General features: G+C 57.4%; 18 protein-coding genes. 11 read left to right on the top strand and 7 right to left on the bottom strand.

From position 1 onward, the window contains the following. Positions 1 to 171 precede the first annotated feature (171 nt). Positions 172 to 702, bottom strand: coding sequence for a hypothetical protein (locus SH661x_RS23570; RefSeq protein ID WP_437226678.1), 531 nt, complete (start codon positions 700 to 702; stop codon positions 172 to 174). Positions 703 to 1,362: 660 nt separating this feature from the next. Between SH661x_RS23570 and SH661x_RS23565 the strand changes: the two genes are divergently transcribed. From SH661x_RS23565 to SH661x_RS23555, 3 genes are all read left to right on the top strand, one after another. Next, a complete protein-coding gene (locus SH661x_RS23565) occupies positions 1,363 to 1,704 on the top strand; it encodes a hypothetical protein (protein ID WP_437226676.1) in 342 nt (113 codons plus the stop codon). A 358-nt stretch (positions 1,705 to 2,062) separates the two neighbouring features. After that, positions 2,063 to 3,490, top strand: a complete 1,428-nt coding sequence (locus SH661x_RS23560) for an ammonium transporter (protein WP_437226674.1) — start codon at positions 2,063 to 2,065, stop codon at positions 3,488 to 3,490. Positions 3,491 to 3,762: 272 nt separating this feature from the next. Next, positions 3,763 to 4,200, top strand: coding sequence for a helix-turn-helix domain-containing protein (locus SH661x_RS23555; RefSeq protein WP_437226673.1), 438 nt, complete (start codon positions 3,763 to 3,765; stop codon positions 4,198 to 4,200). Between the two features lie 33 nt (positions 4,201 to 4,233). Here the strand turns inward: SH661x_RS23555 and SH661x_RS23550 are convergent, their stop codons facing one another. The 3 genes from SH661x_RS23550 to SH661x_RS23540 form a co-directional block, all read right to left on the bottom strand. After that, positions 4,234 to 5,619 carry a porin gene (locus SH661x_RS23550; protein ID WP_437226671.1) on the bottom strand — a complete coding sequence of 462 codons (1,386 nt, stop codon included), beginning with the start codon at positions 5,617 to 5,619 and terminating at the stop codon, positions 4,234 to 4,236. A 498-nt stretch (positions 5,620 to 6,117) separates the two neighbouring features. Then, entirely contained in the window at positions 6,118 to 7,011 is an 894-nt protein-coding gene (lipA, locus tag SH661x_RS23545) for a lipoyl synthase (protein ID WP_437231241.1), read from the bottom strand. A gap of 76 nt (positions 7,012 to 7,087) precedes the next feature. Further along, positions 7,088 to 7,834: a lipoyl(octanoyl) transferase LipB gene (locus tag SH661x_RS23540; protein ID WP_437226669.1), complete on the bottom strand. Its 747-nt coding sequence runs from the start codon at positions 7,832 to 7,834 to the stop codon at positions 7,088 to 7,090. Positions 7,835 to 8,072: 238 nt separating this feature from the next. Between SH661x_RS23540 and tilS the strand changes: the two genes are divergently transcribed. The 4 genes from tilS to SH661x_RS23520 all read left to right on the top strand — a co-directional run bounded on the left by tilS (position 8,073) and on the right by SH661x_RS23520 (position 12,990). Continuing rightward, the gene (tilS, locus tag SH661x_RS23535) at positions 8,073 to 9,065 is read left to right on the top strand and encodes a tRNA lysidine(34) synthetase TilS (RefSeq protein ID WP_437226667.1); all 993 of its coding nucleotides are present in this window, start codon (positions 8,073 to 8,075) and stop codon (positions 9,063 to 9,065) included. 205 nt (positions 9,066 to 9,270) lie between these two features. Beyond that, positions 9,271 to 10,458: an ADP-forming succinate--CoA ligase subunit beta gene (sucC, locus tag SH661x_RS23530; protein ID WP_437226665.1), complete on the top strand. Its 1,188-nt coding sequence runs from the start codon at positions 9,271 to 9,273 to the stop codon at positions 10,456 to 10,458. Between the two features lie 125 nt (positions 10,459 to 10,583). Beyond that, a complete protein-coding gene (locus SH661x_RS23525; RefSeq protein WP_437226663.1) occupies positions 10,584 to 12,146 on the top strand; it encodes a hypothetical protein in 1,563 nt (520 codons plus the stop codon). Positions 12,147 to 12,246: 100 nt separating this feature from the next. Next, on the top strand, positions 12,247 to 12,990 hold the full coding sequence (locus tag SH661x_RS23520; RefSeq protein WP_437226661.1) for a Bax inhibitor-1/YccA family protein: 744 nt from the start codon (positions 12,247 to 12,249) through the stop codon (positions 12,988 to 12,990). Between the two features lie 71 nt (positions 12,991 to 13,061). Here the strand turns inward: SH661x_RS23520 and SH661x_RS23515 are convergent, their stop codons facing one another. The 3 genes from SH661x_RS23515 to SH661x_RS23505 all read right to left on the bottom strand — a co-directional run bounded on the left by SH661x_RS23515 (position 13,062) and on the right by SH661x_RS23505 (position 15,831). Beyond that, a complete protein-coding gene (locus SH661x_RS23515; protein ID WP_437226659.1) occupies positions 13,062 to 13,586 on the bottom strand; it encodes a DUF1643 domain-containing protein in 525 nt (174 codons plus the stop codon). A gap of 203 nt (positions 13,587 to 13,789) precedes the next feature. Continuing rightward, entirely contained in the window at positions 13,790 to 15,067 is a 1,278-nt protein-coding gene (locus tag SH661x_RS23510) for a serine/threonine-protein kinase (RefSeq protein ID WP_437226657.1), read from the bottom strand. Between the two features lie 452 nt (positions 15,068 to 15,519). Further along, a complete protein-coding gene (locus tag SH661x_RS23505) occupies positions 15,520 to 15,831 on the bottom strand; it encodes a hypothetical protein (RefSeq protein WP_437226655.1) in 312 nt (103 codons plus the stop codon). A gap of 337 nt (positions 15,832 to 16,168) precedes the next feature. Between SH661x_RS23505 and SH661x_RS23500 the strand changes: the two genes are divergently transcribed. From SH661x_RS23500 to pyrE, 4 genes are all read left to right on the top strand, one after another. Next, positions 16,169 to 17,419: a hydrolase gene (locus SH661x_RS23500; RefSeq protein ID WP_437226653.1), complete on the top strand. Its 1,251-nt coding sequence runs from the start codon at positions 16,169 to 16,171 to the stop codon at positions 17,417 to 17,419. 73 nt (positions 17,420 to 17,492) lie between these two features. After that, positions 17,493 to 18,893: an aminotransferase class III-fold pyridoxal phosphate-dependent enzyme gene (locus SH661x_RS23495; protein WP_437226651.1), complete on the top strand. Its 1,401-nt coding sequence runs from the start codon at positions 17,493 to 17,495 to the stop codon at positions 18,891 to 18,893. Between the two features lie 12 nt (positions 18,894 to 18,905). Next, positions 18,906 to 19,931: an arginine N-succinyltransferase gene (locus SH661x_RS23490; RefSeq protein WP_437226649.1), complete on the top strand. Its 1,026-nt coding sequence runs from the start codon at positions 18,906 to 18,908 to the stop codon at positions 19,929 to 19,931. A 271-nt stretch (positions 19,932 to 20,202) separates the two neighbouring features. Continuing rightward, the gene (pyrE, locus tag SH661x_RS23485; RefSeq protein ID WP_437226647.1) at positions 20,203 to 20,760 is read left to right on the top strand and encodes an orotate phosphoribosyltransferase; all 558 of its coding nucleotides are present in this window, start codon (positions 20,203 to 20,205) and stop codon (positions 20,758 to 20,760) included. Positions 20,761 to 21,080 lie beyond the last annotated feature (320 nt).

Below are 21,080 nucleotides of genomic sequence, written 5' to 3'. Positions count from 1 at the left end.
CAGCCCGTCGCAGAACTCAAGAAGTCGATACCGGCAATCCCGTCACGTTTAGCTGCACTCTTGAAGTGTGCAGCTAAACAAATCTTTTCGCCCGCTCATGTTGAAAACAAATGAGCGGCATGACTGAAGCCATGCCGCTCACGCGTGTCCTGGATCTTGATTCGCTGAGTCTTACCAGCCGGTCATGAACCCGTCATAGCCGCGACCGAATTCGAGGTTCTGAGGTCCACAGGGAGTCGGGCAGGTATTGCAGGATCCACATGCCCCCGGTGCAGATGCCCCATAAGGTGCGAATCCCTGATAGTTTGTGCGGTAAGGAACCGGGCCGCCGCCGTATGGGGGAGCGCCCGGGCGGTATCCGAGCCAGTATCCCGGGTACCACGTCCCTGTCGATGGGGTGGCTGGGATTGCAGTTCCCGGAGTCACGACGGTTGTTCCGGGATCGACCGTGCTTCCGCTGGGAATCTGATAAGGCGTTCCCAAGGTTGGAGTCGGACTCGAGTTCGAATTCGGGACCGCTGTGGGGGGAATGGTCATGGACGGAAGCGTCGTGGTGTCTGGAGTGGTGACAGGATCTCCAGGCGCGACGAGTGGAGTCGTCGGGGCATATGTCGGGGTTTGGGCGACGGCCAGCGTCGCTGCATTCGACAGAGCGCCACAGGCGGCCGCTGTCACGACAAGATTCATGAGTGAACGACGCATGGAAACCTCAATGGGCCGGAGAATCCGACTTGTTCTGGACACAACAAAAGGATCAGGGCGGTCACACCAGTGAACGCAGTCCGTGAATCCTGAACGGTTGCAGGAACTGTGATTCGACAAGCCATCCTAACACTCCTTGCACATCGTGCGCCCACTTTGGCAAAGCTTTGATCCTCGGGAACTGTAGCCTTTTTGCAATATGCCGTCAGAGCCGCTTCCGCGGGAAGATTTCGCCTGAATTGCCTAATCAACACCCCAGTTCATGTTGCAAAATGGCATCATTCCTGGCGGACAGGTCTCCGAACTCTAGGCGCGGTGTTCTGGAAACAATTTCAAACGGCACTGACAGATCTACATCAATCGCCCGGTCACACCGAGTGAAGACAGTTCAGATTGGCCTTTGGATCGGTGACGTTCGGAGAGTTTGCTTCTGAGTCATGCGGCTGCCCGATCCGTGTGCAGTAATGAACTTGATCTGCGCAGCGGAATGGCAGTTCGCTCCTTTGAAATGCTAGATCTTTCGTTTTTTGGTGCCTTAAATCTCGTGGCGAATGGGGATTGCATCAACAGTGTGCAGTTCGCCCTGAAAATGGAATGATTTGTGCAAATGTTGCTCAACCGTCATCGTCCCCCCGATTACACCGTGACTTCAACTTCGCTATGTCGTACCGGCTGACTCTTTCCCTGCTCATCGCTGCTGTGCTGCTTGGCGCAGCCTGCACATTTGAGTCATCGGGAGAAGGAGTCTCTGTGAACGGCCATCCGCTTTCGTCGGCGGATCCGGTTGTAGAGCCGGTCTATCGCGCGCCTGATGAAGGTCTGCTCTCGGTTCGCGGGATGGACGATCGCTCTTTCGAACTGAGCTTCTCCGGCAATGGTCGTCAATATTCGACGACGCATGAGATGCTGACGAACGCTGCGACGACCGCACTGGTCGCCTTCGAAACGGCCATGGCTGCTGCGCAGTTGCCACCGCAGACCGCAGGCAACCTGCAGGTCTAAACGCTGCCTCACCGCTTGAACGGATTCCACGTACTTCCTGCGTGGAACACAAGATTCGTTGGAGCCCACTTGGTGAACGCGACACACCCCTTTGCTGAACACGGACCGACTCTGATTCGGTTTGTGATTTCATTGCGGAACGTGTTGCCTGCTTGCCGCTGAAGCTGATGGCTGAGACCGCTTTGTCCCTCTCTCTGGAGGTGGATTCTGCAGGTTTCTTCATCACGTCCCGCGCTCGCAGCAAGCCGAGGAACAGGTCAGGAGGCAGCGTCTGCACGCACATGGAAGACGACATTCGTTGATGGAGTCGTTTCTGTTTTTTTGGATGAACTTAACCTTCTGATCCTGGAGATTTCTGATGAGTTTGACGGTGTTGAATTTCAAACGCATGTGCCTGTCCACAGCAGCGATCATGTTGCTGCTGATGGGAAATCTGGCTGTTGCCCAAGAAGCAGCCCCTGAAGCAGCGACGACCCTTCCCGCCCCCGCGGAAACCGGACAGTCTGAAGCTGTCGCAGCGGAGGAAACAGCTCCTCCTGTCGAACTCGATTCCGGAAAAATCGCCTGGATGCTGACGTCCTCAGCCTTGGTCCTCATGATGACTGCACCCGGCCTCGCCTTGTTCTACGGCGGGCTTGTTCGCAAGAAGAACATTCTGGGCGTCATGATGCAGTGCGTCTTTCTGATGGGGATGATGTCCGTGCTGTGGGCGGTCGTCGCCTATAGCTGGGCGTTCGGAGGATCCAGCCCGTACATCGGCAACCTGGATCACGTGATGCTCAAAGGGGTGATCGCCGACGGCAGCCGAACGCTGGAAGCCGCCACGAACGACATGATCTTTTGTCTGTTTCAGGGGATGTTCTTCATCATCACTCCTGCTCTGATCTGTGGAGCATTCGCGGAGCGGATGAAGTTCAGCTCCATGTGTGTGTTCTCTGTCGTCTGGGGGCTGGTGGTTTACTGCCCGATTGCACACTGGGTCTGGTCGACTCCAGGCTGGCTGAACATTCTCAATCCCAAGGCGAGTGTTCCCTGTTTTGACTTCGCTGGGGGAACAGTGGTTCACATCAGCTCCGGGGTCTCTGCATTGCTGTGTGCACTGTTCATCGGCAAGCGAATTGGATACGGCAAAGAGCCGATGCCTCCGCACAACCTGACCTACACCTGCATTGGTGCTGCTCTGCTGTGGGTGGGCTGGTTCGGCTTCAACGGGGGTAGCGCCGTGGCCTCCGACAAATGGGCTGTGAATGCATTCTTTGCAACACATCTGGCAGCTGCTGCCGGCGTTCTCGCCTGGGCCGTTGCGGAATGGGCCCTGCATGGAAAACCGACAACACTGGGAGCCTGCTCCGGTGCTGTCGCAGGACTGGTCTGTATTACCCCTGCTGCAGGGGCTGTGAATCCGATTCACGGAATCTATCTGGGACTGGCTGCCGGCGTGGTCTGCTATCTGGCCTGTGCGAAACTGAAAGTGGCGCTGGGTTATGACGATTCGCTGGATGCCTTCGGCGTGCATGGTGTCGGAGGAACTCTGGGTGCCATCCTGACTGGCGTCTTCGCGACCAAGAGCGTCACGGAAGGAAATGTGGGACTTCTCGAAGGGGGAACCCAGCAGTTCATCAACCAGATCATTGGTGTCGGTGCCTCCATGGCGCTGGCGGTCGTCGGGACGTTCATCATCCTGCTGGTCCTCAACGCCATCATGGGGCTGCGGGTGAGCGAAGAAGACGAAATTCAGGGGCTCGATCTCACCCAGCATGGTGAGGAAGGCTACATCTTCCAGTAATGACGGGCAGTGGTGGCCTTGGCTCGCTCTGCTTCAGGGCGAACCGGGGCGATGGTTCGATATCAGGATCTCGCCCGGCAGGGTGGCCTGGCTTTGAGGATCTCCCTTGAAGCCAGGCTTCTCCGGGCACTTTGAAACACTTTCTGAAGAACGATTCATGGGGATCGGGCTGGGTTGAGGCGACCTGCGAACGGACTGTTCGAGGGGGCCTCTTTCAAGCTCGCCAATTTCTGGTGCAGACCTGGCGTGCTCAACCGGGGGAAACATCACAGATGAAGACGATTATGGCGATGGTGTTTCCGGTCACGGAAAACGCTCCTCACGAACTGATCCCGGGTTCGAACCGGATTCCGGAAACCGGCGCTACCGGCGATCTTTCATTTGCCCAGCGGGAAGGGACCGTCCGGCTCGAGATCACGGTGACCGATGCGGTCGCCAGCAAGGTGATGTCGACGATTCTGAATGTCGTCAGACCGGAGCCGGTCTCGGATGCGACTCTCGATGATCTGCTGCATCGCGAAGTGGCCAATGCGGGACCCGATGCCTGCGATCTCTATGAACGGATCGTCAGTCGCATCGAGGAGCGGCTTCTCTGCCAGGTGTACGCGGAGTGCGATGGAGTCAAGACCCGCACGGCGGACCGGCTGGGGATCAACCGGAATACGTTGCATCGCATGCTGCAGCAACACGGCGTCAAGACCGAGGAATAAGACGTTCTTTCGCCTCTGTGAGTGACCGCTTCCCTAGTAGTTCACCTGCAACTGGAATCGGAGCACTTGTCCGATGAAGGGGAGGTACGATTCTCCAGCGGAGACGGCGTTCAGGTTGGTTCGATTGGCGAACAGGTAAGAACCCGTCAGTTCCACAACCTTGTTGAACTGCCATTCACATCCGAGTTCCCAGTCCCGCATGTCTGAATAAGGGGCATTGCGGAACGCTTTGTATCCCCCTTTGAAATGGGTGTAACGGAGGAACGGGAAGAACGTCCCGACTCGCTGTGAGTCGTACTTGTAGAACAGCATCGCATATCCGCCGTACAGCGATTGGACCTGGACTGCTGTCTGAGCTTTGTTGAGCGCGGGACCTCGACCGACGTTCCATTCCGCCTGAAAGCCGAGCGGCTGTGGATACATGATGAATGAGCCGGCGAGCCGCTGATCGGTCTGACCATGATGGTTGTCTGTCCCAGCCGGGATGATCGGGGGGCCCACTCCGTTGGGTTCGATCGGAGCTCCGAGCACGACGTAATCGCCGGTGTATCCCTGCAGGCCGAGTTCCCAGATCTGACCGTTATTGAAGATGACTGGATAGGTGATGCGTCCGACCACATGAAAACCGTCATTCCGGTCACGCAAAGACCCACCCTGACCGTTATAGATTCCCAGGCCCACCATCCCGTAGTTTCCCGATCCCTTCAGGTTTTCATCAATCACCTGCTCGAAGACGTTCTGAACCCATTCCGGTGTGTAGTAGTAGAACAGCCCGAGGTCTCGTTCATTCCGGACTGCACTGTTCAGCCCATCGTTCCGGTCCAGTTGAATCCGGTTCGAACTGGACTGCATGTTTTCCCAGCCGTACGGGACTTTGGACTGTCCAGCCCGGATCCGGTGGACCTGATCTTCGGTGATGTAGAAGTCCGCGTACCAGTCCCGGATCTGGGCGTACATGTCCGCATCAGGGCTTCCGGGGACGCCGCTGGCGAAATCGGTCTGGAGGTACACGAACACCCTGTCATGGACATCGCCGCTGATGATGACTCGGGCCCGTCGAATAATGAAGTTGCGTTCATCATCGACCGAGTTGTCTCCGGCATAGCTGGGAGGGGCGGAGTCGCTTTCCTGATTGGTCACTTCATTGAAGCGGAACTGGGCATAACCCCGGATGTTCAGCTTCTCGTACCATTTCTTCTCTCCGCCCTTTCCTTTGCCCAGCAATGGGTCATCCGCAAACGGGTCAGGAATCCCGTCCATCAGCACCCCTTCTTCGTCTCTGCGGGCTGGAGCTGGGGCAGGGGGGACAGTCGCTTCGATGGCGGGGCTTTCCGCCTGAATCAGCTTGATGTCGGAAGAGTCGGGGAGCTCAAACAGCCCGGGGAGGTCCAATTCGCTCGCGTCCGGTTCCTGGGCCATGAGTGGGCCGGAAATCAACAAAGCCAGCCCGACTGTCACAGCCGCGATTGCGCGTGAGCAGGGACGCCAGAACTGGGGGAGGTCAATCCGGGACATGAAAACGAATAGGCAGGGGGCTCAAGGGCATGGCGAATGCGGCCCAGGGCCGTCAAAAACCTGACGACGCGGGGATACTGACGCCCTCTTCCCGGGGAGCCTAGAGGGGTTCATGTTAAGAATTCGTGAGGCGGGAGAACGGCCCCTCTAAACTGCCAAGTCTTACTAATCTCGCAGTTGCGATCAGGGGCCCCGGCAGAAGATGCCGAAAGCTTCGGTGCGAATTCGAACCCCTCATGGAGATTCTCGCACTCGGAGAGTGCTAGCTACGTACGCCCCACTCTCCGAGTGCGGCAATTTGCCCAGTCTTGCAACCAAACGCGACGACACTGTTGTGACGAATGGACCGATGGATGCGGCCCGAATTCGTTTGCACTCGACGCCATCACGCCTGCAAAATTGCTAGGCGCCAGAGTGCTTCCCGGAGACTTCATCAGCCATCTCACCGGCGTGGTAGCTCGACCGCACGAACGGTCCGCTGGCGACCATGCTGAAGCCCAGCAGGCGGCATTCTTCTCCGATGTAATCGAACTCTTCCGGAGTCCAGTATTTTTCAACCGGCAGCAGCTTCGGATCCGGTTGCAAGTACTGCCCGATGGTCAGCATGTCGCATCCGACGCCGCGCAGGTCCGCAGCGACTTCCAGAACCTCTTCCAAGGTCTCCCCCAGCCCCAGCATCAGTCCGCTCTTGGTGGGGATTTCTGGTGCTTCTTCCTTCACCTGAGCCAGCAGGTTCAGAGTCCGCTGGTATTCCGCATTGCGACGAACCCGGTTGTAAAGGCGAGGAACCGTCTCGGTGTTGTGATTGAACACGTCCGGCCGAGCCTCAATAACCCGGCTGATCGCAGCCCGATTTCCCATGAAGTCGGAAGTCAGCACTTCCACCGCAGCTCCGGTCCGCTCACGGACGGCCAGAACACAGCGATAAAAATGTTCGGCACCGCCGTCAGGAAGGTCGTCGCGGGTGACGCAGGTGATCACGACGTGCTTGAGCCCCAGACGTTCAGCCGCTTCCGCGACCCGATCCGGCTCATCCAGTTCGATCTGTTCCGTCTTTCCGCGGGGAACGGAACAGAAGCCGCACGGCCGGGTGCAGACGTTTCCGAGAATCATGAACGTCGCGGTCTTCTGTGCCCAGCATTCGGTCCGGTTGGGACACTTCGCGCTTTCGCAGACCGTTTCCAGACGCAGGTCTTCGATCACTCCGCTGGTGAACATCATCTCCGCGCTGGGCATCGGGCGCTTCAGCCATTTCGGCAAGCGACGGCGTTCTGCCGGCGGCAGCGTGTCGAGCATCTGCAGCCCGCCGCTCTGGCATCCGGTCTGGCCGGATCCCCCAGAAGAACAGGACGACTGGCCGAGAATAGGCAACTCATGCATGGGTCAAAACTCGTTGTGATGTTCGTCTTAATAATGGATGGCCCGTCGAGACTTCCGCTGCAGCATAACCGAAAGCGTCCGCGATGTGGCGAATCAAACCTTCTCGAACTTGCGGCATGCGAACGGGATCGAGCCGTTGTGACTGCATTGTCGTCGATCGAACGCCGGCCGGGTTGGACAACGTCCATTCCAGCATGCGGGGATCGACAGAGATATTCAAAAACATGCCGTGGCAGCTGACCCACGACTTCACCGCTGCTCCAAAGAATCCCAGCTGTCCGTTCCGACTCCAGATTCCGGCCAGATCAGGCTGAAGTTTCGCAGGAATCTTGAGTTCCTGACAGAGCTTCAGCAGGGAGGATTCAAACAAGGCCCGGTAGTGAATCACGCTCACGCCGAGTCTCTGCAACGGAAGTTGCAGGTAGATCGCCAGCTGTCCGGGGGCGTGCAGATACGCTCCTCCGCCGCGGGCGACCCATCGAACCGGCAACCCCAGCCGGGCGAGTTCGTCATCGTCCAAAAGGAGCTGCGAGCGGCTTGCTTCGCGTCCCATCGAGATCAGTGTCGGGTGCTCGCACAGGAACAGGGAGCCGTTCCTGTCATCCCGGCCACTGATTTCATAGATCTGCTGTTCCTGTAATCCCAGCGTCGCGTCGAAATCGACCAGTCCCAGCAGATGCACCTCGAGCGTCCCATCATGAATGGAGAGGCTCGACGGACTGGTGCGTGCGGAAGACATGCGATGGCGGACAAAATACAGTGATGGTGACGAGGAAGGTTCATTTTTTGGGAAGGAACCTCTGGAAACAATCTCGTTTGCCCTATTTTAGGCAAGTGAATGGAACGTTTCCCATGCCGAATGGAAAAGTCGGTTGGCGGCCGCCCGGGATCATGTTGAAGGAAGTGATTTTGAGCACTGGTACTCCGGGTTCTCGTGGGTTGGAAGTCTTTTGTAAGAAAAAGGTTGAGTCCGTTTAATGGCGTTAATTCCGGGTCTGGTGCAATCTCTGGACGCGATGGCAATCCGGGACGGCAAAATGCTGGTCGGTGTCTCAGGGGGGGCTGACAGTGTGGCGCTGCTCCGGGGGCTCGCGGAACTGTCGCCAGATCGAGGGCTGCAGCTCGTTGTCGGGCATTTCGACCACGCAATTCGTGCCGAATCCGCAGCGGACGCCAACTGGGTCAACACTCTCGGCCAGTCGCTGGGGATTCCGGTTCGTTCAGAAAGAAGCGACCGCAGCGGAGAGGGCACGGGACTCGCAGAGGAGCAGGCACGGACGCTGCGGTATGAATTTCTGCGTCGCACGGCTGAGGCGGAAGGGTGTGGCTGGATTGCAGTTGCACACACAGCAGACGATCAGGTGGAGACGGTTTTTCATCACATCGTGCGAGGCAGCGGTTTGCAGGGTTTGTCGGGCATTCCTGCACTCAGAACACTTAGTGAAAACGTGGCTACTCCGCTGCTGGTGCGGCCTCTGCTTCAGGTGAGTCGCAAAGAGATCCTGGCGTTTTTGGCTTCGATTCAGCAGGATTTTTGCACCGATTCCACGAACGAAAGCCGCAGCTACACCCGGAACCGGATTCGGAATGAAATTCTTCCGTTGCTGCGGGCGGATTTGAACCCGCGTGTTGATGACGCATTGCTCCGGTTGTGTGAACAGGCAGCTGATGCGCAGTTGGCGTTGACGGTACTGGCCCGGGAGCTGCTGACTGGTGCGGTTCTCGACCAGCAGCCCGGAAACGTACGGTTTCAGCGGGAACTTCTGCAGGGGAGACCGCCGGCGCTCTTGCGGGAGGCGTTCAGCCAGATCTGGCGGATGCAGGGATGGCCGCGGCAGTCGTGGGGATTTGCTCATCTCAGCCAGCTTGTGGAGATGGTGACGACGGGGAAACCCGCCAAAGCGTCGCTCCCCGGGGGAATCGAGGCGATCTGCCGCGAAAAAGTGTTCGAACTCCGCCGCGAGTCCTGAGAATGTGGAGACACAATGGTTTCGTTCCGGAACGTGAATGAATACCATAGGTTCGCAGAACCCTGCCTTGTGAGGAGCCGTAAAAGTCTGCGGTTCAACAGAATCCATAAACGCGTCGGGTGAAGGCGGAATTGCGAGTTCAGAACGTTCCGTTCGTGAGTTGTCCGCCTCCCGGCACTTGACCCTTTCAACTTTGATCTGACCTATGAAAATCCACGAATATCAGGCGAAGGCCCTCTTTGCGAAGGCTGGCGTTCCCATTCCTCGCGGGATCGTGATCAAGAATGCTGCGGATGCTGCCAAGGCATACGAAGAGCTCGGTACCAAAGTCTGCGTGGTGAAGTCTCAGATTCATGCTGGCGGTCGCGGCAAAGGGCGTTTCAAAGAACATCCGGAGCAGGCAGGCGTGGTGCTGGTGAAGTCGGCCGAACAGGCTGTTGAGAATGCCGCCCGCATGCTCGGATCGACTCTCGTCACGATCCAGACCGGAGACGAAGGCAAGCAGGTCAATACCGTCTACATCGAGCAGGGGCTGGACATCGCCCGCGAGCTGTATCTGGCCATTGTTGTCGACCGTGAAGTCGGCATGCCTGTGATTATCGCCTCCGCTGAAGGGGGAATGGCGATTGAAGAACTGGCTCACGAACATCCGGAGAAGATTTTCCGGGAAGCGTTTGATCCCGCGATCGGCCTGCAGCCGTATCAGGTTCGCAAGCTGTGTCGCGCACTGCAGCTGGATGCCGCCGCACAGAAGTCGGCCAACACGTTCTTCCCGAAGATCTGCGAATTCTTCGTCAAGAGCGACTCCAGCATGACGGAAATCAACCCGCTGATCGTCACCGGCGACGGCCAGTTGCTGGCGCTCGACGCGAAGGTCACCTTCGACGACAACGCCATGTTCCGTCACAAGGACCTGCTGGAACTGCGAGATCTGAATGAAGAAGATCCAGCAGAAATTCAGGCGGCAAATACCGGCCTGAGCTACGTCAAACTGGACGGCAACATCGGATGTCTGGTGAACGGTGCCGGTCTGGCCATGAGCACCATGGACCTGATCAAGCTGCACGGCGGTGAGCCGGCCAACTTCCTCGACGTCGGCGGCGGTGCCAACGTGGAGCAGGTGACGGAAGCGTTTCGCATCATCCTGGCGGACAAGAACGTCAAAGCGATTCTCGTCAACATCTTCGGCGGAATCATGAAGTGCGACACCATCGTCGAAGCCCTGCTGACCGCTTATGACAAGATCGGAATTACCGTTCCGCTGGTGGTCCGGCTCGAAGGAACAAACGTCGAGAAGGCTCGCCAGATGCTGGCTCAGTCCGGCAAGAAGATTGAAACCGGCATCGACCTGACCGACGCTGCGAAGAAAGTCGTGGCCACGCTGGGAGTCTGAGTCGCTGATCGACTGTGCTCGGAGAGCATGGCCAAGTTGTCCCGCACTCGCTGAGTGCGGGAATTTTTTCTCGTGTGCATGCTGGATGGTGAACGCGAGGGAATACTGCCTTTCACGAGGTTGCCATGCCAAGTTCGCAGCGGTTCCGTGATGTGATTCTCCCCGGTCTGGTCGTGGCTGCACTGGTCGGCACCGGACTGATGTATTCGTTCAGCACGGGAGCTGAACCGATTCACGCGGAGGATCTCCCGGAAGGCATGGTGCTCGTGCAGCCCGTGGTTTCCGATGAGATCCCCGGAACGCTTCGCACTCTGAATGAGCGAATCTCCAAAGATGTGAAGCCGCAGGACAATGCTGTGGTCTGGCTCGTCCATCTCTACGGAGAAGACGCCTTCGAGCCGGAGCTGCATGACGTTTCGATGGAGATGCTGGGGATCGAAAAGATGTCCCCAGCCTCCCCGCTGTTTGTCTCGCTGGTGGAATTCGCCAAGACGCTGGATGGAGTGCCGGCGGACAAGGTGGACCTGCAGGCGGCCATGCTTCAGGAACAACTGTTCGAAGCGGGAGTGCAGGTCTGGTCGAAAACCGACAATCCGCAACTTGCAGAATATCTCGCTGTCAACACAGAGGCACTGAAGACGCTGACACATGCGTCTGAAAAGCCGGCTTATTTCGCTCCGATGCTGGCTCCGGAACTTCCATCGCGCCTGATGGCCGCTTCGCTCGTCATTGAACGTCGTCTGCCGTTCCTGGCAAGAATGCTGACCGCCCGGGCCCTGCTGCGTCTGGGTGAAAATGACGTTACCGGCTGCACGAGTGATCTGATGACGTGCCACCGCATCGCCAGCCTGCTGGCATCGGGGTCGCCGTTTGACGTCTCTCTGGCGAAAGCACAGGTGATCGATGCCCTGGCCTTCCAGGCAGAAAGGACGATGCTCGAAAGTGGGCGGTTGAATGCTGAACAGCTTGCGGAGTTACGCAAGGCGTTTGCACAGATCCCCCCCATGCCCCCTGCAGCTCTGGCTGCGGACGTCGGCGAACGGGCGATCATTCATCAGGAGATCGAACTGCTCGAGACCGACGAGGACAGCCGGATCGGTTTCTTTGAAGATGCAGAGCACCAGAAGGAAGATGCCAGCCAGATCAAGAGTCTGGACAAAACCGACTGGAAACTGGCCGTTCAGCGGGCTGACGAAGTGCACGATCTGATCGTGCAGGCCCTGCGGACCAAAGACCGCAACGCCCAGAACGAGTTGTTCCAGAAGCTCGATGAAGCCTACGCCCAATGGGAAGCAACCGTCGACCAGAAGACAGAAGACTTCTCCAAGGCGATTCAGAAAGACGTTCCGGGAATGAGTCGATGGATCGGTGAGAACATGGCGATGTCACTGCGTCCAATCTATCGCCAAAGGCGTTTCGCGGAAGACCGCGACGCTGTCAGGCGGAGCATCATTGCCGTCGGTCTGGCTCTGGAAAGCTATCAGAGAGAGCACGGCAAGTTTCCCGAGAAGCTCGAGCAGCTGGTCCCCGAGTATCTGGACGCTGTTCCCGTCGATGCCGCTACCGACAAACCGTTCAGCTACACCGTGGAAGGGGAGGACCGGGCTCGCCTGGTCAGCCTGGGGACCAACCAGATGGACGATGCAGGGCAGTTCTACAACGACGACGTCATTCTGAATCTGAAGTGACTCTGCCGTTCAGAGAAAGTTCGTCTGTCTGCATTCCGGCAGCGTGCTATACTTCAGTTCCTGAAAGTCGAAAACGTCCCTCCTCCTCTGGAATCCTTGCATGAGAACTTCCAACCCCGCACTGAATGCCAATACCTTTGAAGGATTTGACAGCTACAGCGTCGGCCAGACGTCGACGATGTCCCTGCAGGGGACCGCGACAAAAACCATGGCGTTGCTGGTTCTGGTCGTGGGGGCAGCTGTCTTCACCTGGAACCTGTTCCTTCAGGGAAGCCCGCTGGTGACTCCGCTGCTGATTGGCGGATCGATCGGCGGACTGATTATTGCCATTGCCACCACCTTCAAGCCGACCTGGTCGCCGATCACGGCTCCCCTGTATGCCGTGGCTGAAGGGCTGGCCCTAGGCGGAATTTCCGCAGCGATGAATGCCCGTTATCCAGGGGCAGCCTTCCAGGCTGTCTGCCTGACATTCGGAACTCTGTTCTCGCTGTTGCTGGCCTATCAGACCGGATGGATTAAGCCGTCCCAGAAGTTCAAACTGGGAATTGCGGCTGCCACGGGGGGCATTGCACTGCTTTACGTCGTGATGATCGGCCTGAGCTTCTTTGGCGTGAAGGTTCCCTTTATTCAGGGGAACGGCTGGATCAGCATCGGCTTCAGCGCGTTTGTGGTGGTGATCGCTGCCATGAACCTGATTCTCGACTTCGATTTCATCGAAGAAGGGGTTCAGCGCGGAGCTCCCAAGTACATGGAATGGTATGGAGCCTTCGGCCTGCTGGTGACGCTCGTCTGGCTGTATATCGAAATCCTGCGTCTGCTCTCGAAGATCCGCAGCCGCGACTGAGGAAATCGATCACGTGAACGATAAGCTTAGCCACACACTTGAAGTGTGTGGCTCAGCGTCAATTTTCACTTTCAAAGCTCAATCAAATCCGCATCTTTTCTTAAGTAGAGCGGATGTTTCGGAAAGCCCGCGAGAGTCTTTCCCAGGCAGCGGGCAGTCACGTTCCACTTGCGAAGCTGCTCTTCCAGATACGCTCCGCGGTCCTGCAGGACCGCATGCACGCCCCAGCAGCAGACCACCACGTCGCTTCTGCGGGACCAGTATCTGATCTGTTCGTTGTTCGCTGCACCGACCGGATCTTCGATCGTTTGCAGGCCACGCGGGTCGGTGGACCGATACCCGAAGGCGTTCAGCATCACAAACTCGCGGTAGCCCCACAGCTGGGCGTAGCCAATGCATCGTCGCACGGTCGGATCATTGACCTGTTCCGTTGCCGTTGAGGGATTCAGGCCGATAAAGGCGATCCGTTCGTGCTTCTTCGCAACCGGTTTTCCGAAGCGACGGACCAGCGAAAAACGATATCGCCGGCAGGAGGAGTAGGTGGCCTGGCTGAAGACGTCGTCACAGACGTGCCGGGCGGAGACAAGAGCTTCCAAGGGGGGACCTGATGATCAGTTGGTGCAGTACTGTAAAAATCACCCGCGTTCCTCAGGCGTTTCCCGAAGATGTTCACGCAGTGGATGCACCGTAAGTCTACAGCAAGCTTCTTGAAGATGCTCCCGCACGGACTGAAGAAAGTTCATCCAGTCACCGTTCGCTGCACACTTCAAGCGTGCAGCCAAACTGCCGTGGCAGCGTTCTAACTCAGGCTCAGTGCCAGGCAGGCGACCACCGCACCAGCCACCAGCAGCCATTCCTGGAATGACAACTTGCGGCGTGGGAGATCCGCGAATTTCAGCGGAGGCTGATTTTCCGAAATCGTACTGAGCTGAATACCGAACTTCATCGGCTCGGTGCTGGTGGTGTCGTCCGAGGAGAGTGAAGCAGTCTGGATGATGCTGGGTCTGGCCGGCGGTGCCGCCTTGCTCAGTCGACGTTTGAGGAACCATTGCGGCTTGGCAATGGACGTGAAGGCATTCAGCCGTTCAGCAACCTCAGCCATGCTTGAAGGTCGGCGGTCAGGCTGCTTGGCCAGCATTTCCTGATAGAGCTTGTTGAGTGCACGAGGAACGTCCGGACGGATGTTGGTCAGTGCCTCGACACGGGCTCCCTGGTGAGCCGTCAATGTCTCAATGATGTTGGAGCGTTTGAACGGAGGAGCCCCAGCCAGCAGAAATCCGAGGGTACAGCCCAGGCTGTAAATGTCCGCAGCCGGTGTGGCAATGCTGAAGTCTCGCGCCTGTTCAGGAGCCAGATAGTCGATGGAGCCGAGAATGGTTCCCGGCCGGGTGAGTCCCTGTTTGGCGTGGGGCTGATCGGCACATCCCAGCTTCGTCAGACCGAAGTCGGTCACTTTAATCTGGCCGGAGGTATCCAACATCAGATTGGATGGCTTGATGTCGCGATGGACCATTCCCGCCTGATGAACGCACGCCAGTGCTTCGGCAGCCTGACGGATGATCTCGCACGCTTCGGGAATCGAAAACGGCCCTTGAGTCCGGACAATCTGATCCAGATCCGAGCCTTCGACCAGTTCCATTGCGAGGTAGTGTTCATCCTCGCTGAGCTTGGCGTCGAAAGCGGTTACGATGTTCGGGTGCCGCAACTTTGACAGAGCGCGCACTTCCCGCAGGAACCGGGCGACTGCCTGTTCGCTGGTGAGGAGTTCGGTGGAGAGCACCTTCAGGGCAACAGTGCGCCCCATGCGCAGGTGCTGCGCTTTGTAGACGACCCCCATTCCCCCCGACCCGATACGGGATTCGAGAATGTATGGGCCGACGATCAGCTCAGCGCCGCGGCCCGCGTCGATGAATTCCTGTTGGAATGGTGTCAGTGATGCTGGCAACGTTGCGGGCTCTGCGCGTCGATAGGCACTCCCGTGTCCCAGGTCGAGCAGATTGCGTAATTCGTTTTCGGAGAGTCCGATGAACGTCTCCTGCGGCGTTGCCACTGCCAGATTGCGAGGCTCTTCAGCCATGGCCCACCCTTTCCTCGAATGGGTAATGATGTAGCCTGCGGTCACCCTTGAAAAACATCCCCATGGACTTCTGCCGTCAAGCAATTGACTCTTGTGTCGCAAAGTACGCGACGGACCTGCCAGCCAAATATGCGACGTGTTTCGTTCCGCATGAGGCAATCATCACCATGTAGGTGAAACACCCGGGAAGAAAGGGGCGGTCGTATCGCTTTTGGGGTTGATGACGGTTTGATGGTTGATGAAGAGTTCAGCTTGTAGCGGTTATGTGTTTCCACTTGGCGACGGGTGTTGATTTCCCGCTCTGGCGGCGTTGCAAAAGATCTCTGAAAAAATTTGAGACCTGTTTTGCGGATGTAGCTGAATGCAGCAGTTCGATTGCCTCTGCTCGCTCTCCGACCCGTATTGCCTTCACGGTCGAAGGCAATACGGAGGGATCACGGGCATGACGAGCATCAGTGGTGATGTCCTCCCCGGTGATAGTCGTAGTGGCCGGTCTGATGCAGATAGTAGCCACCGGGAACGTGGTGCCAGTGGTTTCCGTGAGGAACAACTCTGTCAGGCACGTAGTCGTAGTGAGTGGTGTCGTGATAGTCGTAATGACCCCGTCGGTGCTGATGCCCCCAGCCACCGGAGTACCACGGGTTGCCATAGTTCGTTCCGTATTGCCCCCAGGAGTTGTGATAATGGCCCCCGGCAGTGGCTGTCTGATCGCTGTAGAAGACAAATCCGAGCATGGCGAGTGTGGTGAATGCGAAGGTCTTCATGAGGGTGCTCCCTGGCTGAGTCGTTTGCCCGTCCCCATCGGCCGACGTTGGCCGATTCTTTCGATTCCTTAATGAAGCAACTCGAAGGCCAAACTCGTGGCAAATCTGTAAATGGCTTTTCGTGAATGGGTTATGGAGGTTCGCGTAAGAATCGGCAAAAACCGCCGATGTTGCGCAGGTGATATTGTTGTCATCATCTTGGCGACATCGAAACCCTCGGGCGCTCTCCGCCGAATTCCAGATTTTCGATGAGTCCCGGGGGCACGGGACCAGTCTCGTTGTACGATGACTTGAGTAAAGCAGTCACCTCGCGCGAACCCAGGACGCTCGCCTCCCCATGAACCGTTATCGCCCCATCCTCGACTGGATTGATTCCCAGCAACTGGAGATGACCGAGCTCCTGCGAGGCTGGGCCGGAATCAACACGGGAACGTTCAATCCCGCGGGACTCGCCACGCTGGGAGAGTTGATCGCTGCCGAGTTCGGTCAGTTCTCGGAAACAACCAGCCTTCTGGAAGCGGGAACTTTCGAAACCATCGATGCCCACGGTCATCCACATGCCCGCCCGCTAGGCCGGAATCTGCATGTCGTTCATCGTCCATCCGCGCCGCTGCAGGTGCTGCTGGCGATTCATATGGACACCGTTTATGGAGTGGAGTCCCCCTTCCAGACTGTCGATCAACTTGACGCTGACACCCTGCGAGGTCCGGGAGTCGCGGACGCCAAGGGGGGAATTGTCATTCTCCTGTTTGCGCTGCGGGCCCTGGAACGCTATGTCACTGCGACCGGAAAACAGTCACTCGGCTGGGAGGTGGTGATTAACAGTGATGAAGAGATCGGCTCTCCGGGGTCGATTCATCTGTTTCAGGAAGTCGCTCAACGGGTCCATCTGGGGCTCCTGTTCGAGCCAAGTCTGCCGGACGGCAAGCTTGTCTCCTCTCGAAAGGGAACCGGGAATCTGTCGATCGTCGGGCACGGCCGGGCGGCGCACTCAGGCCGGGACTTTCATCACGGAATCAATGCCGTGGTCGCAGCAGCTGAGGTGAGTACTCAGCTGCACCGCCTGACGGGCCAGTGGGAAGGAATGACCCTGAACGTTGCTCGCATCGATGGCGGAGGGCCCAGCAATGTGGTTCCGCCGGTCAGTGTGATTCGTTTGAATATCCGCTATGCCGAGCAGGAACATGAGGCGGAAATTCTCGACACGATTGGGAACATTCTGGAAGGCGTGACCAGTCACACCGGAGTCCGGTTCGATCTGCACGGACATTTTGCAGCTCCCCCGAAGCGGTTTGACGCTGCGACGGAAAAGATGTTGATGCAACTGCATGAGTGCGGACGGGAGGTCGGATGTTCGATCGACTGGGCAGCGAGCGGCGGAGCCTGCGACGGAAATCGGCTGGCAGCGTTCGGTGTTCCCAATGTCGACTCACTGGGAGTGCGTGGCGGACAGATTCACAGCCACGAGGAATTTGTCGTGCTGGAGAGTCTTCGCGAGCGGGCAAAATTGACCGCTCTCTACCTCATGCAACTTCTGGATGAAACGATCAGCCCCCCTCTTCCGCACCTGCCCTCTCGCGTAGAATAGAGGGAGGCTGCCGTTCGACCTCTTCAGTGCTTCAGGGGAGAATGGCGTCCCTGCAGCGCTTGGAGGAACGAACATGAAGGACGATTCGAAACTGCTGGCTGCGGCCTTTCGCTCGGATGATCGGGTCGCCCTCGCGTGCGAAACATTGCACGACGCTCTGATGGAGTATCGTCAGAAACTGACGACCCCTCAGCCGCCTCGTGTTGAGCTTCAGCAGCAGTATGCCGACGTCCTTGCCCGTTTCGCGGATCAGCGCGGCGGGTCCCTCTTCTTTCCCTATCTGGGAAGCGGGCTTGGAAACGGTGCGCTGGTCGAACTGCAGGATGGCAGCGTCAAATACGACATGATTTCCGGGATCGGCGTTCATGCGTTTGGTCACAGCGACCCGGGACTGCTGATGGCTTCGTTGCACGGGGCTTTGAGTGACACCGTCATGCAGGGAAACCTGCAGCAGAACGTCGAGTCGTCTTTGTTGTGTCAGGAACTGATTGATCTGGCCTGCGAGTCCGACGCTTCGCTACGACACTGCTTCCTGACGACCAGCGGGGCCACAGCCAACGAGAATGCTTTGAAGCTGCTGTTTCAGAAGCGTTCTCCGGCCAGCCGCATGCTGGCGTTCGCCAACTGCTTCGCCGGTCGAACGATGGCCACCTCGCAGCTGACGGATCGTGCCAAGAACCGCGTCGGTCTCCCCACTGTTCTGGCTGTGGACTACGTTCCGTTTTTCAATTCAGAACGTCCGGACACCAGCCTCGAAGAAACGCTTTCGGTCTTGCAGACGCATCTGGAGCGGTACCCGGCCGCCCATGCAGGGATGATCCTGGAGCTGATTCAGGGGGAAGGGGGCTATTACACAGCTTCAAAGGAATTTCTGCACGGATTATGCAGCTTTCTTCGCGAACGCAGCATCCCGATCTGGTTCGACGAGATTCAGACATTCGGACGCACGACTCGTCCGTTCGCCTTTCAGCATTATGGGCTGGATGCGTTCGCGGACGTCGTCACGGTCGGAAAGCTGACGCAGGTTTGTGCGACGTTCTTTACGGATGAATTCGTTCCCAAACCCGGATTGATCAGCCAGACATTCACCGGGGCGACTTCTTCCATTTTTGCAGCCCGTCACATTCTGCAGCGGTTGCAGACTGGCGGTTACTTCGGCGAGCAGGGAAGACTCATGCAGATGCACGCCCGGTTCGTACAGCACTTCGAGCGGATTCGCGAGAAGAGTCCGCATCTGATTTCCGGTCCGTGGGGAATCGGCGGAATGGTCGCCTTTACAGCCCTGGATGGAAGCGATGCCTCGACGAAGAAATTCCTGGACGCTCTGTTTCATGCGGGGGTGATGGCGTTTTCTGCGGGAGCGAACCCGACCCGTATCCGGATGCTCCCCCCATTTGGAGTCATTGAAGATCACCAGATCGATGAAGTCTGCTCAATCATTGAAACGACCTTGCTGAGTTGTACTGAAAAATGAAGGAGACCAGCGATGTACGTCATTCGACCGGTGAAAGCCGAAGATCTCGACAGGCTGCTGGAACTGGCCGATCTCACCTCCTTCGGCCTGACGACACTGCCCAAAGATCGCAGCCTGCTCGAAAAAAGGATCAAAGGATCGCTCAGGTCATTCCGCAATCTGGATGCCGATGAACCTGGCGGAGAGACGTATCTGTTCGTGATTGAAGATCTGGAAACGTCTCGGGTCATGGGGACGTGTGGCATCATTTCGAAGACAGGAGGTTTTGAACCTTTCTATTCGTACGAGATCCAGACGAGCCATCACGCTTCCCGGATGCTGGACGTGCGGAAAGAAATTCCGGTGCTGCATCTGACTGAGAATCATGATGGCCCCAGCGAAATCGGAAGTCTGTTTCTCCATCCGGATGCCCGTAACGGCGGTAACGGCCGTCTGCTGTCGCTGTCCCGCTTTCTCTTCATGGCAGAGTATCCACAGCTGTTCGATCCCGATGTGATTGCGGAGATGCGCGGGGTGATCGATGACAAGGGCCGCAGCCCGTTCTGGGATGCCCTGGGAAAGCACTTCTTCGATCTCGAGTTCCCGAAAGCCGACTACCTGAGCATTGTGAACAAAGAGTTCATCGGGGACCTGATGCCGCGGTATCCGATTTATATTCCATTACTTCCCGCAGAAGCACAGGCGGTCATTGGGGAAGTTCATGAACTGACCCGCCCGGCCCGACGGCTGTTGGAATCGGAAGGGTTCGAATTCCGCAACCACGTGGACATCTTTGAAGCCGGGCCGATGTTGCACTCCACGCGGGATCGAATCCGCAGCATCCGGGAGAGTCGTGCCGGACGGGTTTCTGCAGTCCACGACAACATTTCCCCCGGTGAAGAGTTTCTGATTGCTTCAAAATCAGACGGGTTTCGAGCAATCCGTGGCCAGCTTCAGTTGACGGGCGACGGCGTCGAGCTTTCTCCGAAATCCGCCGCTGCACTGAAGGTGGAGGTGGGAGACCCGGTCAGGTACGTCCCGCTGAAACCCGCGCGGTGACGTGACCAGCCCGTCGGGGAATTGAGCGAAGCACAGAGAGGAATGTCTGTGCCACCATGTCTTGGCGTTGCTTCACAAAGCTGTGGGCCAGGCATTTCTGTCTGGCGAAGGCTCATCGCAAAACTCTTATCTTCCGGCCACTCTCCGTGCCACCGGTACTCCGTGGTGATTCTCCAGCCCTCCCCCGTTTCCATCACGGCGGCGGCTTCCAATTCCCCTCGAACGCGTTAGCATGAAGCCGCTCCCGTTTCCTGCATTTTGAGACACAGTTATGTATGACAAACAGGCCCTGATCGATCTCTTTCGCGAACGCGCCCTCAAGTTTGGCGAGTTCACCCTGGCCTCCGGAAAGAAAGCTTCGTACTACCTTGATGGCAAACAGATTACGCTCCATTCGCGCGGTCTGAAACTGGTAAGCGAAGGTCTGCTGGATCTGATGAAACCCGGTGCAGCGGACGCTGTCGGCGGTATGTCGATCGGTGCAGACCCGATCATTGCGGGCGTGCTCTCAGCTGCAGCCTTGCGGAACCAGGATCTGATTGGTGTCCTCGTGCGTAAGGAATCCAAAGGGCACGGTACAAACAAGTTCGTGGAAGGTCCGCTGCAGCCCGGAATGAAAGTCGTCATCGTGGAAGATGTGGTGACCACCGGCGGCAGTTCGCTTCTGGCTGTCGATCGCATTCAGGAATTCGGCTGCGAAGTGGTTCAGGTCCTCACGATCATCGACCGCATGGAAGGGGGAGCAAAGAACTTTGCCGCCCGCAATCTTCCGTTCCAGTCACTGCTGACGATTGAAGATTTCGGAATCACGCCACCGGTGCCAGCGTAGGGACGTCAAAAATTTGAACCACGGAAAGCACGGAAAGCACGGAATTCACGGAAGGATGCGGGTGGGAAGAAGGAACCGCGAATCAGGCGAATTCAGCGAATGCTCAAGTTGATGATGAGCCAATGCATCCAGATACCCCCGCTGGGACGCTCACTCTTCCATTCGCGATTCAGATTTTTTCCGTGTATTCCGTGCCTTCCGTGGTTTTCTCTCTTCCCGACATCAGATGGTCAGCGTCATCCAAATGCAGATGTTTTAGAGCGGTTTTGCCAATAATTTATTCCGTTCCGCAGGCGATAATATGGACTTTCATGCGGTGA

Origin of the sequence: Planctomicrobium stercoris (genome assembly GCF_051465655.1) — a bacterium.
Classification (GTDB): domain Bacteria; phylum Planctomycetota; class Planctomycetia; order Planctomycetales; family Planctomycetaceae; genus Planctomicrobium.
This window is presented reverse-complemented; position numbering and strand designations above follow the sequence as displayed.